The sequence below is a fragment of the Streptomyces sp. NPDC045026 genome (genome assembly GCF_056432625.1).
Genome location: NZ_JBWKIS010000006.1, coordinates 354611 through 368625, shown reverse-complemented (window position 1 = coordinate 368625; position 14015 = coordinate 354611). Strand labels below are relative to the sequence as shown.

General features: G+C 71.3%; 9 protein-coding genes. 5 read left to right on the top strand and 4 right to left on the bottom strand.

Features of this window, described 5'->3' with window-relative positions; all coding sequences use genetic code 11:
- Positions 1–6 precede the first annotated feature (6 nt).
- Complete coding sequence (locus AC07EJ_RS16845; protein WP_478884444.1) at positions 7–2097, bottom strand: PhoX family protein; 2091 nt, start codon at positions 2095–2097, stop codon at positions 7–9.
- A 227-nt stretch (positions 2098–2324) separates the two neighbouring features.
- On the opposite strand from AC07EJ_RS16845, the gene AC07EJ_RS16840 reads away from it, so the two are divergent.
- The 4 genes from AC07EJ_RS16840 to AC07EJ_RS16825 all read left to right on the top strand — a co-directional run bounded on the left by AC07EJ_RS16840 (position 2325) and on the right by AC07EJ_RS16825 (position 7771).
- Positions 2325–4202 (top strand): VWA domain-containing protein, encoded by a 1878-nt coding sequence (locus AC07EJ_RS16840; RefSeq protein WP_478884443.1) that lies wholly within the window; start codon positions 2325–2327, stop codon positions 4200–4202.
- A gap of 139 nt (positions 4203–4341) precedes the next feature.
- Entirely contained in the window at positions 4342–5355 is a 1014-nt protein-coding gene (gene adhP, locus AC07EJ_RS16835) for an alcohol dehydrogenase AdhP (protein WP_389479017.1), read from the top strand.
- Between the two features lie 155 nt (positions 5356–5510).
- Positions 5511–7223, top strand: a complete 1713-nt coding sequence (gene metG / locus AC07EJ_RS16830) for a methionine--tRNA ligase (protein WP_389479014.1) — start codon at positions 5511–5513, stop codon at positions 7221–7223.
- Positions 7224–7318: 95 nt separating this feature from the next.
- Positions 7319–7771, top strand: a complete 453-nt coding sequence (locus tag AC07EJ_RS16825) for a hypothetical protein (protein WP_389479011.1) — start codon at positions 7319–7321, stop codon at positions 7769–7771.
- A gap of 22 nt (positions 7772–7793) precedes the next feature.
- Here the strand turns inward: AC07EJ_RS16825 and AC07EJ_RS16820 are convergent, their stop codons facing one another.
- Positions 7794–8735 (bottom strand): intradiol ring-cleavage dioxygenase, encoded by a 942-nt coding sequence (locus AC07EJ_RS16820; protein WP_389479009.1) that lies wholly within the window; start codon positions 8733–8735, stop codon positions 7794–7796.
- Between the two features lie 116 nt (positions 8736–8851).
- Positions 8852–10621, bottom strand: coding sequence for an aspartate--tRNA ligase (aspS, locus tag AC07EJ_RS16815; RefSeq protein WP_389479006.1), 1770 nt, complete (start codon positions 10619–10621; stop codon positions 8852–8854).
- Between the two features lie 132 nt (positions 10622–10753).
- Between aspS and AC07EJ_RS16810 the strand changes: the two genes are divergently transcribed.
- Positions 10754–12958 carry a SpoIIE family protein phosphatase gene (locus AC07EJ_RS16810; RefSeq protein ID WP_389479004.1) on the top strand — a complete coding sequence of 735 codons (2205 nt, stop codon included), beginning with the start codon at positions 10754–10756 and terminating at the stop codon, positions 12956–12958.
- On the opposite strand, the gene AC07EJ_RS16805 is transcribed toward AC07EJ_RS16810, so the two are convergent.
- Positions 12889–13995, bottom strand: a complete 1107-nt coding sequence (locus AC07EJ_RS16805; protein ID WP_478884442.1) for an AI-2E family transporter — start codon at positions 13993–13995, stop codon at positions 12889–12891. The genes AC07EJ_RS16810 and AC07EJ_RS16805 overlap by 70 nt on opposite strands.
- Between the last annotated feature and the right edge of the window lie 20 nt (positions 13996–14015).

The window sequence follows — 14015 nt, the reverse complement described above, 5'->3', positions numbered from 1 at the left end:
GGGGGATCAGACGCCGATGTCGCAGCCGTCCTCGCGCCACACGGAGACCACCGACGGGCGGACGATCTTCCCCGGCCCGTCGGGCCACGCGCTCGCCGGCTTCTCGACGGACGCGCCGTCGACCTCGCCCGGGTGCTGCACCGAGACGAGGACCCGGCGGTCCTGGACCAGCGGACCGCAGGTCTCGGCGCCGTTCGGCATCGTCAGGAACTGCTTGAGCTCACCGCGCCGCTCGCCGCGCGTCGCGACACCGAACAGGCCGTCGTGCGTGCCGAGCGCGTTGCCGTCCGTGGAGATCCACAGGTTGCCGTGCGGGTCGAACGCCACGTTGTCCGGGCAGGAGATCGGGCTGACCCGGTCCTTCGGGAAACCCGCGAAGTAGGTCGCCGGGTCGTTCGGGTCGCCCGCGACGAGGAAGAGCGACCAGCCGAAGGTGGTGGCCTCGGCGCGGCCCCGGTGCTCGGTCAGCTCCAGGATCTGCCCGTGCTTGTTGAGATTGCGCGGGTTCGCCTCGTCGGCGGGCGCCTTGCCGGCCTTGCCGCGGTCCGAGTTGTTCGTCAGCGCGACGTACACCTTGCCGGAGTGCGGGGACGGCTCGATGTCCTCGGGGCGGTCCATCTTCGTGGCGCCCACCTTGTCACCGGCGAACCGCGTGAAGAGGTAGACCTCCTCCGCCGTCATGCCGTCGACGTGCGAGACCGCGCCGTGCGGGCCGGCCGTGGCGAGCGGCAGCCACTCGCCGCCGCCGTCGAACTCGCCGTCCGCGGGCAGCTTGCCCGTGCCGTCGATCTCGGCGGCCGGGGAGTCGCCGGTCAGCCGGGCGACGTAGAGGGTGCCCTCGTCGAGGAGCGTCAGGTTGTGCTCGTGCGCGGCGCGCGAGCGGCCCTTGGCGACGCGCTTGCTGCTCACGAACTTGTAGAAGTAGTCGAACTTCTCGTCGTCGCCCATGTAGACGACCGGGCGGCCGTCGTCGGTCAGGCGCGGCTGCGCGGCCTCGTGCTTGAAGCGGCCGAGCGCGGTGCGCTTGCGCGGGGTCGACTCCGGGTCGTACGGGTCGAGTTCGACGACCCAGCCGAAGCGGTTCGCCTCGTTCGGCTCCTTGGCCAGGTCGAAACGGTCGTCGAACCGCTCCCACTTGCGCTCGGAGGCCTCGCCGGTCACGCCGTAGCGCTTGAGGCGGGCGGCCGTCGCCGGGTCCGTCACCTTCGCGGCGTTCGCGAAGTACTGGTTGAAGTTCTCCTCGCCGTGCAGCGTCGTGCCCCACGGGGTGGTGCCGCCGGAGCAGTTGTTGAGCGTGCCGAGGACGGTACGGCCGCGCGGGTCCGCCTTCGTACGGACGAGCGCGCTGCCCGCGACCGGGCCCGAGAGGTGGAACTCGCTGGTCGCGGTGAGACGGCGGTTGAGCTGGTGCCGCGTGACGGCGGACAGCCTGCCGCTGCGCCGGGACTCCTCCACGACGACGACCGACAGGCCGTGCGCCGCCCAGGCGGTCTCCACCTGCTCGCGCGTCGGGTTCTCGGGGTCGTACCCCTTGAACATCAGGATCTCGTCCGTGTACTCGTGGTTGGCGACCAGGACCTGACGGCCGTGCTCACCGCGCAGGGGCAGGAGGCTCAGGAAGTCGTTGTTGTAACCGAACTGTCCGGACTGGGCCTTTGCGGACTGCTTGTCCGGGTCGAAGGCGGGCGCTCCGCGCAGGATGGGCTGGCCCCAGCTGATGACGACGTTCTGGGCGTGGCCCTCCGGGACGGTGACCCGGTCCGCCGTGTTCGGCGCGACGGGCGTGAACCGCAGCCCACGCGCCCCCTTCTCGCCCTTGTGCGCTACGCCTGTTGCCGCCCCCGACGGCGTGGCGGCGGCGGCCTGCGGGGCCCCGGAACCGACCACCGTGCCGGCCGTCGCGGCGGCGACGGTCACGACCGCGGCCGTGCGCAGCATGGAACGGCGGCTCAGCGCACCGGCGATGACGTCACCGACGTACTCGTTGGAGCTGGTGTTGGGCACATCCTGAAAACAGGCGTCCCCACAGCGGAACCGGCAGGTCAGCGCGGCACGGCCCCCGTTGTGCGAGCCGAGAAGCGGCAGCGTTTTGCGCACTCTTTTCCTCCCCTTTACGGTCACTCGGGCGTGACGCTAGGGGCGTGGTCGAGCGAGGAGGGGGACGGTGGGTGAACGAGAGGTGAACCTGTGCCGGGCGTGCGGCAGTTGGAGGCCCTTCGCCCGGGTGGGCGACCCTGCCCAAGATCACGGAGCGTGGCGGCTAACCTTACGTGTCCGCCCTGGCCAGGGGTTACGGAAACCAACTCATGCGAAGGGTTGCGCACATGGGCATTCGGAATCTCCTGCGGAACGCGTTCGGAAAGCCGCGGAAGTCCTCGCGGGGTGACGAGGCGGCGACCGCCGCACCCGAGGCGACGGTCCCGTCACCGGCCGGCGAGGTGACGGTCCCGGCATCGGTACCGGCGCCCGGTGGCGAGGCGACGCAGGCCGCACCGCCTGCCGAGGTAAAGGCGAAGGTGCCCGCACCCTCGACCGAGCCGACGCCCGCACCGTCGACGCGCGAGGCGGACGACCTGGTGGCCGCGGCCTTCGACAACGTCAAGGTCCCGAAGCCGTCTTCGCCGATGGACAAGGACGCGACTCCGGCTGCCGCCGAGCCGGTCACCGAGGCGGAAGCGGAGGCTGTCGCCGAGGCGGAAGCGGAACCGGTCGCGGAGCGCGCGGAGCCGACGGCGGAGACGGAGCCTTCCGCTGCGCCCGTCGCCGAGGCGGAGCCGGAAGCGGAGGCTGCCGCGGAGGCCGCCGCCGAGACCGAGCCGGAAGCCGAGGCCGTCGCGGAGCCCGTCGCCGAGGCAGAGGTTAAGGCTGAGGCGGACGCGGCCCCCGAGGCCGCCGCCGAGACCGAGCCGGAAGCCGTCGCCGAGCCGGAGGCTGTCGCCGAGGCCGTAGTCGAGACCGAAACGGAACCAGCCGCCGAGAGCGCGGAGCCCGTGGTCGAGGCGGCGGCTGTCTCGGAGCCCGTCGCCGAGGCCGAGGCGAAGGCTGTCGCCGAGCCGGCCGCCGAGCCGAAGGCAGAGGTCGAGGCAGAGGCCGAGGTCGAGGCAGAGGCCGAGGTCGAGGCAGAGGCCGAGGTCGAGGCAGAGGCCGAGGCAGACGCGGCCCCCGAGCCCGCCGCCGAGACCAAGCCGGAAGCCGAGGCCGAGCCCGTCGCCGTTGCCGAGCCCGTCGCCGAGATTGAGCCGGACGCGGAGCCCGTCGCCGAGGCCGAGGCGAAGGCTGTCGCCGAGCCGACCGCCGAACCGAAGGCCGAGGTCGAGGCAGACGCGGCCCCCGAGCCCGCCGCCGAGACCGAGCCGCAGGCCGGCCCCGAGCCGGAGACCGTCGCTGAGGCGGAGCCGCAGGCCGAGACCGTCACCGAGACGGAGCCGCAGGCCGAGGCCGTCGTCGAGCCGGTCGCCGCATCCGCGCCGGAGCCCGTCGCCGACCCCGAGCCGGAGGCTGTGGTCGCCGACCCCGAGCCGGAGGCCCCCGCCCTCCCCCTCGCCCAGGTCAAGTCGCGGGCCCCCGGGCTCGCCGCCGCCCACAAGGCCGCCGGGAGCGTGCTCGAGAAGAACGCGCTCGCCGGGGTCCGTGCCACCGTCTACCTCGTGCTCGACCGGTCCGGTTCGATGCGGCCGTACTACAAGGACGGCTCCGCGCAGGCGCTCGGTGAGCAGGTGCTCGCCCTGGCCGCGCACACCGACCCCGAGGCGACCGTGCACGTCGTCTTCTTCTCCACCGACATCGACGGCACCGGCGAGCTCACCCTCGACGGGCACGAGGGCCGCGTGGACGAGCTGCACGCATCGCTCGGCCACATGGGCCGTACCAGCTACCACCGCGCGATCGAAGAGGTCGTGGCGCACCACGAGAAGTCGCAGTCGCAGACGCCCGCCCTGGTCGTCTTCCAGACGGACGGCGCCCCGGACGCGAAGGGCCCGGCCAACGCGGCCCTCGCGGACGCGGCCCGGCACCCGCTGTTCTTCCAGTTCGTCGCGTTCGGCGAGCACGACGCCAAGGGCTTCGACTACCTGCGCAAGCTGAAGGCGCCCAACGCCGCGTTCTTCCACGCGGGCCCCACCCCCCGCGAGCTCACGGACACCGAGCTGTACGAGGGGCTGCTCGCGGACCTCCCGCAGTGGCTGGAGTCGCAGCAGGCCTGACCCGCACCACACCGCGCCCCCTGAACCGCCCCGGCGGGACAGGGGGCGCCGCCGTTCCCCCGCACCGTTCCCACGCGCCGTTCGCCCGGAATCGGGAGAAGCTGGATGAATTCCGGCACCGAGGGAAGGACCGCGCACCATGAAGGCCGCCGTAGTCACCGACTTCACCCGGCCCCTGGAGATCCAGCACCGCGTGATTCCGCGGCCCGCCGCGTACCAGGTCCTCGTCCGCATGGAGGCGAGCGGGCTGTGCCACACGGACATCCACGCCGCCGCCGGTGACTGGCCCGTCAAGCCGAGCCCGCCGTTCGTCCCGGGCCACGAGGGCATCGGCATCGTCGAGGACCTGGGCGAGCGGGTCGGCCACATCAACGTCGGCGACCGCGTCGCGATCGCCTGGCTCGCCGAGGCGTGCGGCCACTGCGACCACTGTGTGTCCGGCTGGGAGACGCTCTGCCTGAAGCAGCAGAACAGCGGTTACTCGGTCGACGGCTCGTTCTCCGAGTACGCCGTCGCGCACGGCGACTACGTCGTGAAGGTCCCCGACGGCCTCGACCCCCTGGACGCCGCCCCGCTGACCTGCGCGGGAGTGACGACGTACAAGGCCGTGAAGGTGTCGGGCGCAGGACCCGGCAAGCGCGTGCTGATCTCCGGGATCGGCGGCCTCGGCCACCTCGCGCTCCAGTACGCGCGGATCGCGGGCGCCGAGACGGTCGCCGTGGACGTCACCGACGACAAGCTGCGCCTCGCGCACGAGCTGGGCGCCGACCATGTCATCGACGCCCGCGCCCAGGACGTCGCCCAGGCGGTGCGCAAGCTGGGCGGCGCCGACGTCGCGATCGGTCTCGCCGTCTCGAACGCGTCGCTCCGGGCGGCGTACGGCTCGCTGCGCAGGCACGGCACGCTCGTCCTGGTCGCGCTGCCGGCCGGCGGCAAGCTGGAGCTGCCGGTCTTCGAGCACGTACTCGAAGGCAAGAGCGTGATCGGCTCGATCGTCGGCACCCGGCAGGACCTCGCCGAGGTCTTCCAGCTGCACCGCCTCGGCCGTACCCGCGTCATCCGCGAGCAGCGCAGGCTCAAAGAGGTCAACGAGGCGATCGAGGACATCCTGGCGGGCCGGGTCACGGCCCGGCTGGTCTTCGACTTCCGCTAGACACCGCACACGCGCCGCGCCCGCACACGCGCCGCACCCCCAGGGCCGTCCACCCCGTAAATAGCGGGAGGGGCGGCCCCGCCGTGTCGGATACGATTCTTTGATTCGACTGACGTACACCGTCACCGCACGCAGCGACTTGGGAGCAGCCCCCGATGGCTCGACACCTCATCACCAGCGCCCTTCCGTACATCAACGGAATCAAGCACCTGGGCAACATGGTGGGGTCCATGCTCCCGGCGGACGTGTACTCCCGGTACCTCCGCCAGCGCGGCCACGACGTCCTGTACATCTGCGCCACCGACGAGCACGGCACGCCCGCCGAGCTGGCCGCGAAGGAGCAGGGCCTGCCGGTCGCCGAGTTCTGCGGACAGGCGCACGACGTACAGAAGGCCGTGTACGACGGCTTCGGCCTGGCCTTCGACCACTTCGGCCGCAGCTCGTCGGCGCAGAACGCGGAGCTCACGCAGCACTTCGCGCGCAAGCTGAACGAGAACGGGTTCATCGAGGAGCGCGCGATCCGCCAGGTGTACTCGCCTGCCGACGGCCGCTTCCTGCCGGACCGCTACGTCGAGGGCACCTGTCCGCACTGCGGCTACGACAAGGCGCGCGGCGACCAGTGCGAGAACTGCACGCGCGTCCTGGACCCGACGGACCTGATCAACCCGCGCTCGGCGATCTCCGGCTCCACGGACCTGGAGGTCCGCGAGACGAAGCACCTCTTCCTGCTCCAGTCGAAGCTGCAGGTCGAGGTCGAGGAGTGGATCGCGCGGACCGCGGGCGAGTGGCCGCAGCTGGCCTCCTCCATCGCCCGCAAGTGGCTGACCGAGGGCCTGCACGACCGCGCGATCACCCGTGACCTGGACTGGGGCGTCCCCGTACCGGCCGACACCTGGCCGGAGCTGGCCGCCGAGGGCAAGGTCTTCTACGTCTGGTTCGACGCCCCGATCGAGTACATCGGCTCGACGAAGGAGTGGTCCGACCAGAGCCCGGCGGACCGTGACTGGAAGTCGTGGTGGTACGAGGCCGCCGACGTCCGGTACACGCAGTTCATGGCCAAGGACAACGTCCCGTTCCACAGCGTCATGTTCCCCGCCACGGAGATGGGCGTGCGCGAGCCGTGGAAGAAGGTCGACTACCTCAAGTCCTTCAACTGGCTGACGTACTACGGCGGCAAGTTCTCCACGTCGCAGAAGCGCGGCATCTTCACGGACGCCGCCCTGGAGATCCTCCCGGCCGACTACTGGCGCTACTTCCTCATCGCCAACGCGCCGGAGTCCGACGACTCCTCCTTCACGTGGGAGCACTTCGCGGCCACGGTGAACAAGGACCTCGCCGACACCCTCGGCAACTTCGTGAACCGTGTCCTTTCCTTCTCCCGCAAGCGCTTCGGTGACGAGGTGCCCGCGGGCAAGGAGGCCGGCGAGGCGGAGGCGAAGCTGGGCACGGAGATCGCCGCGCTGCTCGCCGAGTACGAGTCCCAGATGGAGGCCCTCCAGTTCCGCAAGGCCGCGGCCGCGCTGCGCGCCCTGTGGTCGGCGGGCAACTCCTACCTGGAGGAGAAGGCCCCCTGGCTGGAGATCAAGACCGACCCGGAGGCCGCGGCCCTCACGCTGCGTACGGCGATGAACCTCATCCACCTGTACGCGGTCGTGTCCGAGCCCTTCATCCCGGCCTCGTCGAAGGCGATGCGCGGCGCGTTCGCGCTGGACGGCGACACGGCCACGTGGGTCACCGCCGAGCAGGCCACGGCCCTGGACAGCGTCCCCGCGGGCACGGCCTTCACGGTCCCGCCGGTGCTCTTCGCGAAGATCACCGAGGAGGACCTGGAGTCCTACCGTGAGCGCTTCGGCGGCGCTCCGGAGTAAGACATTCCGCGGGAAAGGGGTGCGAGGACCGGTCCTCGCACCCCTTTCCCGTACCCCGCTACTGGCATGTTCACGATCGCGATTAGGGTTTCGCCATGCCAGTTCCCGCAACCATCCCGATCGCCCACGAGCCGGACCACCGCACCGCCACCATCGGCCGGTACGCGGACGGCCAGTTCCTGGCCACGGTGACGTACGCCTTCCCGGAGGGCTACCGCCCCGACGACGACTGGGAGGAGCACAAGCGGCTCTACGCGGTGCTCCACACGTTCGACGCCTCGGGCAGGTACCGCGACTCCGAGATCTGGTGCGCGGGAACCTGGGCCGCGGGGGCCGAACTCGCCCAGGCCCACGCCCACTTGGACAAACTCCTGGCAGCCCTGCCCGGCCGCACCTACGGCGACATCGCCGTCCGCCCGTTCCGGCTCGCGGTCGACCGCGTGCTGTTCGGCCTGATCACCGAGGACGACGACGAGGGCGGCTGGGCCGAGCTCTACCCGGACCGCCTCGGCTTCGGCGAACCGTGGGACGGCCGGTACGACACCTGAGCGCGGCCCGCGGCGGCGCCCGTCAGGAAGCCGCCGACGCGGAAGCGCCCGGCTGCGTGTCCGTGCTGTCGTGCGTCTCGTCAGGTGCCACGGCCATCGTGATCGACCCGATGACGCCCTTCGCGATGCGCCCCTTGCCGTACGTCAGCTTCAGCAGACCGCCCGTCGTCCCGCTCTGGTCGTAGATCGTGTCCTCGGTCAGCGTCGTGCGCTCGGTCGTGCTCGTCGAGTACGGCTCGACCTTCCCGGAGGCGATGACCGCGGCCTCCTCGAAGAAGAACTGGCCGGTGTGGCAGGTGTGGCCGCCCTCGTAGCCGGCGTCGGTCCACTTGCCGTCCACATGGACCTTGGTGTGGATGTGCACGGCACGGCCCCGGTACCAGCCGGGGAAGATCGTCCTGAACTCGACACCGCCGTGCTTGTCCGTCTTCCAGGTGCCCCGCAGATAACGCTCGTCGTCGGTGGGCTCCTCGTGCCCGCCGCCACCGCCGCCACCGGGCGGGGCGCCCGTCGGGGTGCCGGACGGCTGGTCGGTCGGGGCTCCGCTCGGGGCGCCGCTCGGGGGCGTGCCGCCACCGCCACCGGTGGAGAGGGACTCGTACCCGGAGTAGATGCCGAGCGCGTCGCAGTGCCAGATGTCGACCGCCGCGTTCCGCACGGGCTTGCAGGTCCCGGCGTCGATCACCTTGAGGCGGAGGACCATCGGGATGCCCTCCTTGTCCTCCGTGATGTCACGGCGGAGCTTGTCCGCGTCGATGTAGTACGGGCCCTCGGTGGTCTCCGAGGTGAGCCGGTAGCAGGACTCCGCCTCGGACTTCCGGCCGGCGGCGCCCTCCTCACCGGCGAACGCGTTGGCGGCGATGGAGCCCCCCACGCCGACGGCCGCCACGGCGGCTCCGCCCGCGAGGATGACCTTCCTGCGGGTCATGTCACGTTTGTGCGCTGGTCCCTGAGTCTCTGTCATGGGAAGCGAAGCTAGGACCGCCACCTGTCAGGGACATGGGGACCGGCTGTGAGTCCGCACAGCGAAGGGGCCGGAACCGATCGACGGTTCCGGCCCCTTCGGACGACTGGCGTGCGCTACTTCGTCTCGCCCACCGGCTTGCGGAGCTGGATGTTCAGCTCGCGCAGGCGGGTCTCGTCGAGCTCCGTGGGGGCGCCCATCATCAGGTCCTGCGCGTTGCCGTTGAGCGGGAACGCGATGGTCTCGCGGATGTTCGGCTCGTCGGCGAGGAGCATGACGATGCGGTCGACGCCGGGGGCGATCCCGCCGTGCGGCGGGGCGCCGAAGCGGAACGCGCGGAGCATGCCCGCGAACTGCTCCTCGACGGTGTCACGCTCGTAGCCCGCGATCTCGAAGGCCTTGAGCATGATCTCGGGCTCGTGGTTCCGGATCGCGCCGGAGGACAGCTCCACGCCGTTGCAGACGATGTCGTACTGCCAGCCCAGGATGTCCAGCGGGTCCTTGGTCTCCAGGGCCTCGAGGCCGCCCTGCGGCATGGAGAACGGGTTGTGAGAGAAGTCGATCTTCCCGGTTTCCTCGTCCTTCTCGTACATCGGGAAGTCGACGATCCAGCAGAAGCGGAAGACGCCCTCTTCGAAGTGCCCGGCGCGCTTGGCAGCCTCGACACGGACGGCGCCCATGATCTTGGAGACCTCGTCGAACTCGCCCGCGCCGAAGAAGACGGCGTGGCCGGCCTTCAGGCCGAGGCGCTCGGTGAGGACCTTGACGTTCTCGTCCGTGAGGAACTTCGCGATCGGGCCCGTGAGGGACCCGTCCTCGGCGACGCGGACCCAGGCGAGGCCCTTCGCGCCCTGCTCGACCGCGTAGTCACCGAGGCCGTCGAAGAACTTGCGGGACTGCGACGCCGTGTCCGGCACGGGCAGCGCGCGCACGTGCTTCCCGGCGAACGCCTTGAACTCGGAGCCCTCGAACACGTCCGAGATGTCGACCAGTTCGAGCTGGGCGCGCAGGTCCGGCTTGTCCGAGCCGTACTTGAGCATCGACTCACGGAACGGGATCCGCGGGAACGGCGACGTGACGTGGCGGTCGCCGCCGAACTCCTCGAAGAGCTCCGTCATCAGCTTTTCGATCGGCTGGAAGACGTCCTCCTGCTCGACGAAGGACATCTCCACGTCGAGCTGGTAGAACTCGCCCGGCGAGCGGTCCGCGCGGGCGTCCTCGTCGCGGAAGCACGGCGCGATCTGGAAGTAGCGGTCGAAGCCCGAGATCATCAGCAGCTGCTTGAACTGCTGCGGGGCCTGCGGCAGCGCGTAGAACTTGCCCGGGTTCAGGCGCGAGGGGACGACGAAGTCGCGCGCGCCCTCCGGGGAGGTGGCGCTCAGGATCGGCGTCGCCATCTCGTTGAAGCCGAGGGCGACCATCTTGGAGCGGATGGAGGCGATGACCGACGAGCGCAGCATGATGTTGCGGTGCATGCGCTCGCGGCGCAGGTCGAGGAAGCGGTACTCCAGGCGCCGCTCCTCGTTCACCCCGTCGTCCGCGTTGATCGTGAACGGGATCTGCTGGGCCGCGCCGAGCACCTCGACCTCGGCGGCCTCGATCTCGATCTCGCCCGTGGACAGCTCGGAGTTGACGTTGTCGGCGCCGCGCGAGACGACCTTGCCGTCGACGCGGACGACCGTCTCCTTGGTCAGCTTGTCGAGGACCTCGGCGGCGGCGGTGCCGGGCCGGGCGACGAGCTGCGTGATCCCGTAGTGGTCGCGCAGATCGATGAAGAGGATGCCGCCCAGGTCGCGCCGATTGTGCAGCCAGCCGCTCAGCCGGACGTCGGATCCGACGTCAGAGGCGCGGAGCTCGCCGCAGGTGTGGGACCTGTACCGATGCATCGTCGTTCATCCAGTCTTTGCGATTGGGGATAGGCCGGGCATGCCCGAAACCCCAGGGTACCGGCCGCCCCAAGATCGCTCTGCGAATAGTCTCGGTGGCCGTCCCCGATCACCTCTTCTTAGAGTGGGGCCATGCGCACTGGTGACCCCCTGCCGCCCGTGGGGGACGTTCTCGCCGCCCTCGACACCGGTGTGTGGCGGTGGGACAACCGGGCCGGGCTGGTCACCTTCGACGCGGAGGCCGCCCGGCTGCTCGGCCTGCCCGAGTCCCCGGTGACGCTGACGGAGGCCGCCGTACGGTCCCGGTTCCACCCGGCCGACTGGAACGAGATCTACGGCGTCGTCCAGCTCGCCGTCGCCGAGGGCACCCTGGCCGAGGCCCGGCTGCGGATCATGGACGACCGGGGCATGGTCGTCAGGACCGTACGCAGCCGCTCCAAGCCGATCGTGCACGGCGACTCGCACGCGTACGAGCTGATCGGCACGCTCCAGGAGGTCAGCGAGCCCACGCCCGGGTCTGCCGCGCTCACGCCCGTGACCGGCGACTGGCGGCGCTCCCGTGAGGCGTTCCTGCTGGACGCCGGGCGGGCGCTCGCCGAGGCGGGGTCCACCGAGGAGGTCATGCGGGTCGCGGCCGGGCTCTCCATGCCGGGGTTCTCGCCGGACGGCCTCGCCGTCTTCGGCGTCGCCGGCGACCGGCTCACGGTCATCGGGCACTTCGGGCACGAGCCGGGCGAGGAGGGGCCCTTCACGGACATGCCCCTGGACACCGACTATCCGGCCGCCGAGGTCGTGCGCACCGGCCGCGCCGTCTATCTGTCGTCACCCGAGCAGTACCGCCTGCGCTACCCGGCCGCCTGGCCGCTGGCCCAGCGCTTCCAGCGGCAGTCCTGGGCGTTCCTGCCGCTCGTCGTCGCCGGCCGCACCATCGGCACCTGGATGGCGGGGTTCGCCTACCCGGTGTCGTTCACGCCCGACGAGCGCTCCGTCCTGACGACGGTGGCGCGGATGCTGGCGCAGGCCCTGTCGCGCGCCGGGATCACCGAGTCGGAGCGGGAGCTGACGGACGGGCTGCAGCGCTCGATGCTGCCCACGCTCGGCCCCGAGATCCCGGGGATGAGTGTCGCCGCCCGCTATGTGCCGACCGGCGGCGGCCTCCAGGTCGGCGGCGACTGGTACGACATGATCCCGCTGCCCACCGGGCGCATCGCGCTCGTCATCGGCGATGTGCAGGGGCACGACGTGCGGGCGGCGGGCCTGATGGGACAGCTGCGGATCGCGCTGCGTGCGTACGCGGCCGAGGGGCACCGCCCGGACGCCGTCCTCTCCCGCGCCTCGCGCTTCCTGTACGGGGTCACCGACTCCATCACGTACGGCTCCACGGGCGGCCCCGGCAAGAGCATCGAGAAGGGCTCGGAGGCGGGCGACCCCCGCTTCGCGACCTGTCTGTACGTCGAGGCCGACCCGAAGACGGGAATCCTGGAGATAGCCCGCGCGGGCCATCCCGACCCCGCGATCCGCATGACCGACGGGACGGTCCTGGTGCGGCCCACCGCGGGCGGGCTGCCGCTCGGCGTCGACCCCGACGCCGACTACCCCACGACCCGGCTCGCCCTCGAATCCGGCGACACGCTGCTGATCTGCACCGACGGCCTCATCGAGACCGGCGGCCACGACCTCGACAGCGGCTGGGCGCGGATCCGCGCCATCCTCGAGGAGCACGGGGAGCAGTCCATCGACCCCGAGCGCCTGGAGGATCTCGCCGACGCGCTCGTGCAGGCCGTGCACGGCCCCTCCTCGCACTACACGACGGGCGCGCTCGCCGACCGGCGCGAGGACGACATCGCCGTGCTGCTCCTCGCCAGGACGGGCCAGGCCGTGGCGCCCCTGCCCGCGCGCCGCACCGCGATGACCGTCGCCCAGGCCGAACCCGAGCGGGTCGCCGCCGCCCGCCAGCAACTGCGCGAGCTGCTGCACGACTGGCGCGAGGAAGACCAGGTCGACTCGGCCGTCCTGATGGTCTCGGAGATGCTCACGAACGTCCTCGTCCACACGGACGGCGACGCGCTCCTGGTCGCCGAGGTCACCGGCGGGCCCTCGTCGCGGCGGCTGCGCGCCGAGGTCGCCGACGCCAGCGACGACCTGCCGCACAAGCGCCACCCGGGCGAGCTCGCCTCGTCCGGGCGCGGTCTCGTCCTGATGGAGCTGCTCGCCGACCGCTGGGGCGTGGACCCGAGGGGCGAGGGCAAGAGCATCTGGTTCGAGCTCTACGAGCCTTCGGCCGACGTCTCACGTGAATCCCCCGACGGCGCCGGCGGGCCCCCACCTGCGGAGTAGCGCGTGCGCAGCTCCCCGATCACCCCGAAAGCGGCCGCCGTCACCGGCACCGCGAGCAGCATCCCGAGGATGCCCGCGACAGAGGCGCCCGCCGTGATCGCCAGCATCACCATCGCGGGATGCATCTGGACGGTGCGGGACTGGATCATCGGCTGGAGGATGTGGCCCTCCAGCTGCTGCACGGCCAGGATGACGCCGAGCACCCACAGGGCGGTCACCCAGCCCCGGTCGGCGAGCGCCACGAGGACGGCGACGGCGCCGGAGATCGCCGCCCCGAGGTAGGGGATGTACGCGCCGACGAAGACCAGGGAGCCGAGCCCGACCGCGCCGGGCACCTTCAGGACGAGCAGGCCGACGGTGATGCAGATCGAGTCGATGAGCGCGATCAACGTGGTCCCGCGCATGAAGCCCTCGACAGCCTGGAAGGCGCGCCGCCCCATCGCCTCCAGGGTTTCCCCGGCGCGGCCGGGCGCGAGGCTGTGCGCGAGGCCCGCGGCCCGGTCGGAGTCCTTGAGGAAGAAGAACGTGAGCAGCAGGGCGAGGACGCTGGTCGCGAGGAGCGAGCCGAGGACGGAGAGGCCGGCCAGCACCCCGCTCGCGGCGCTGGCGCCCCATTTGGACACCAGGTCCTTGAGGCTGCCGGCGGCGGATCCGAGGTCGTCGGCCGCGGTGATCCCGAAGTGGTCCTTGATCCAGTCGCCGGCGGCCCGCACCGAGTCGACGATCTGGTCGCCGGTGTCGATGAGGGTCTTGACGACGATGTAGCCGGCGCCGCCGACGACGGCGATGAGAGCGACACAGGTGAGGATGGCGGCGAGCGCCCGGCTGACCCTCCTGCGGATCAGCCAGCCGTGCACCGGCCCGAGCAGGGCCGTGCCGAGCAGGGCGAGGAGCAGGGGTGTGACGGCCGCCTTGAAGACGATGCACAGCCAGATACCGACGGCCGCGACCCCGGTGACGAGCAGGGCGAGGGCGCACCAGGCGGCGGTGCGGCGGGCTGGTTCGGGAAGAAGCGGCTTACCTGTACCTGTGTGCACCGCTCCAGGGCATCACGCGC

Excerpts from the sequence above, each read along its gene's own strand:
- AC07EJ_RS16840 (WP_478884443.1), top strand. The coding sequence starts at position 2,325 with ATGGGCATTCGGAATCTCCTGCGGAACGCGTTCGGAAAGCCGCGGAAG.
- adhP (WP_389479017.1), top strand. The coding sequence starts at position 4,342 with ATGAAGGCCGCCGTAGTCACCGACTTCACCCGGCCCCTGGAGATCCAG.
- metG (WP_389479014.1), top strand. The coding sequence starts at position 5,511 with ATGGCTCGACACCTCATCACCAGCGCCCTTCCGTACATCAACGGAATC.
- AC07EJ_RS16825 (WP_389479011.1), top strand. The coding sequence starts at position 7,319 with ATGCCAGTTCCCGCAACCATCCCGATCGCCCACGAGCCGGACCACCGC.
- AC07EJ_RS16820 (WP_389479009.1), bottom strand. The coding sequence starts at position 8,735 with ATGACAGAGACTCAGGGACCAGCGCACAAACGTGACATGACCCGCAGG.
- aspS (WP_389479006.1), bottom strand. The coding sequence starts at position 10,621 with ATGCATCGGTACAGGTCCCACACCTGCGGCGAGCTCCGCGCCTCTGAC.
- AC07EJ_RS16810 (WP_389479004.1), top strand. The coding sequence starts at position 10,754 with ATGCGCACTGGTGACCCCCTGCCGCCCGTGGGGGACGTTCTCGCCGCC.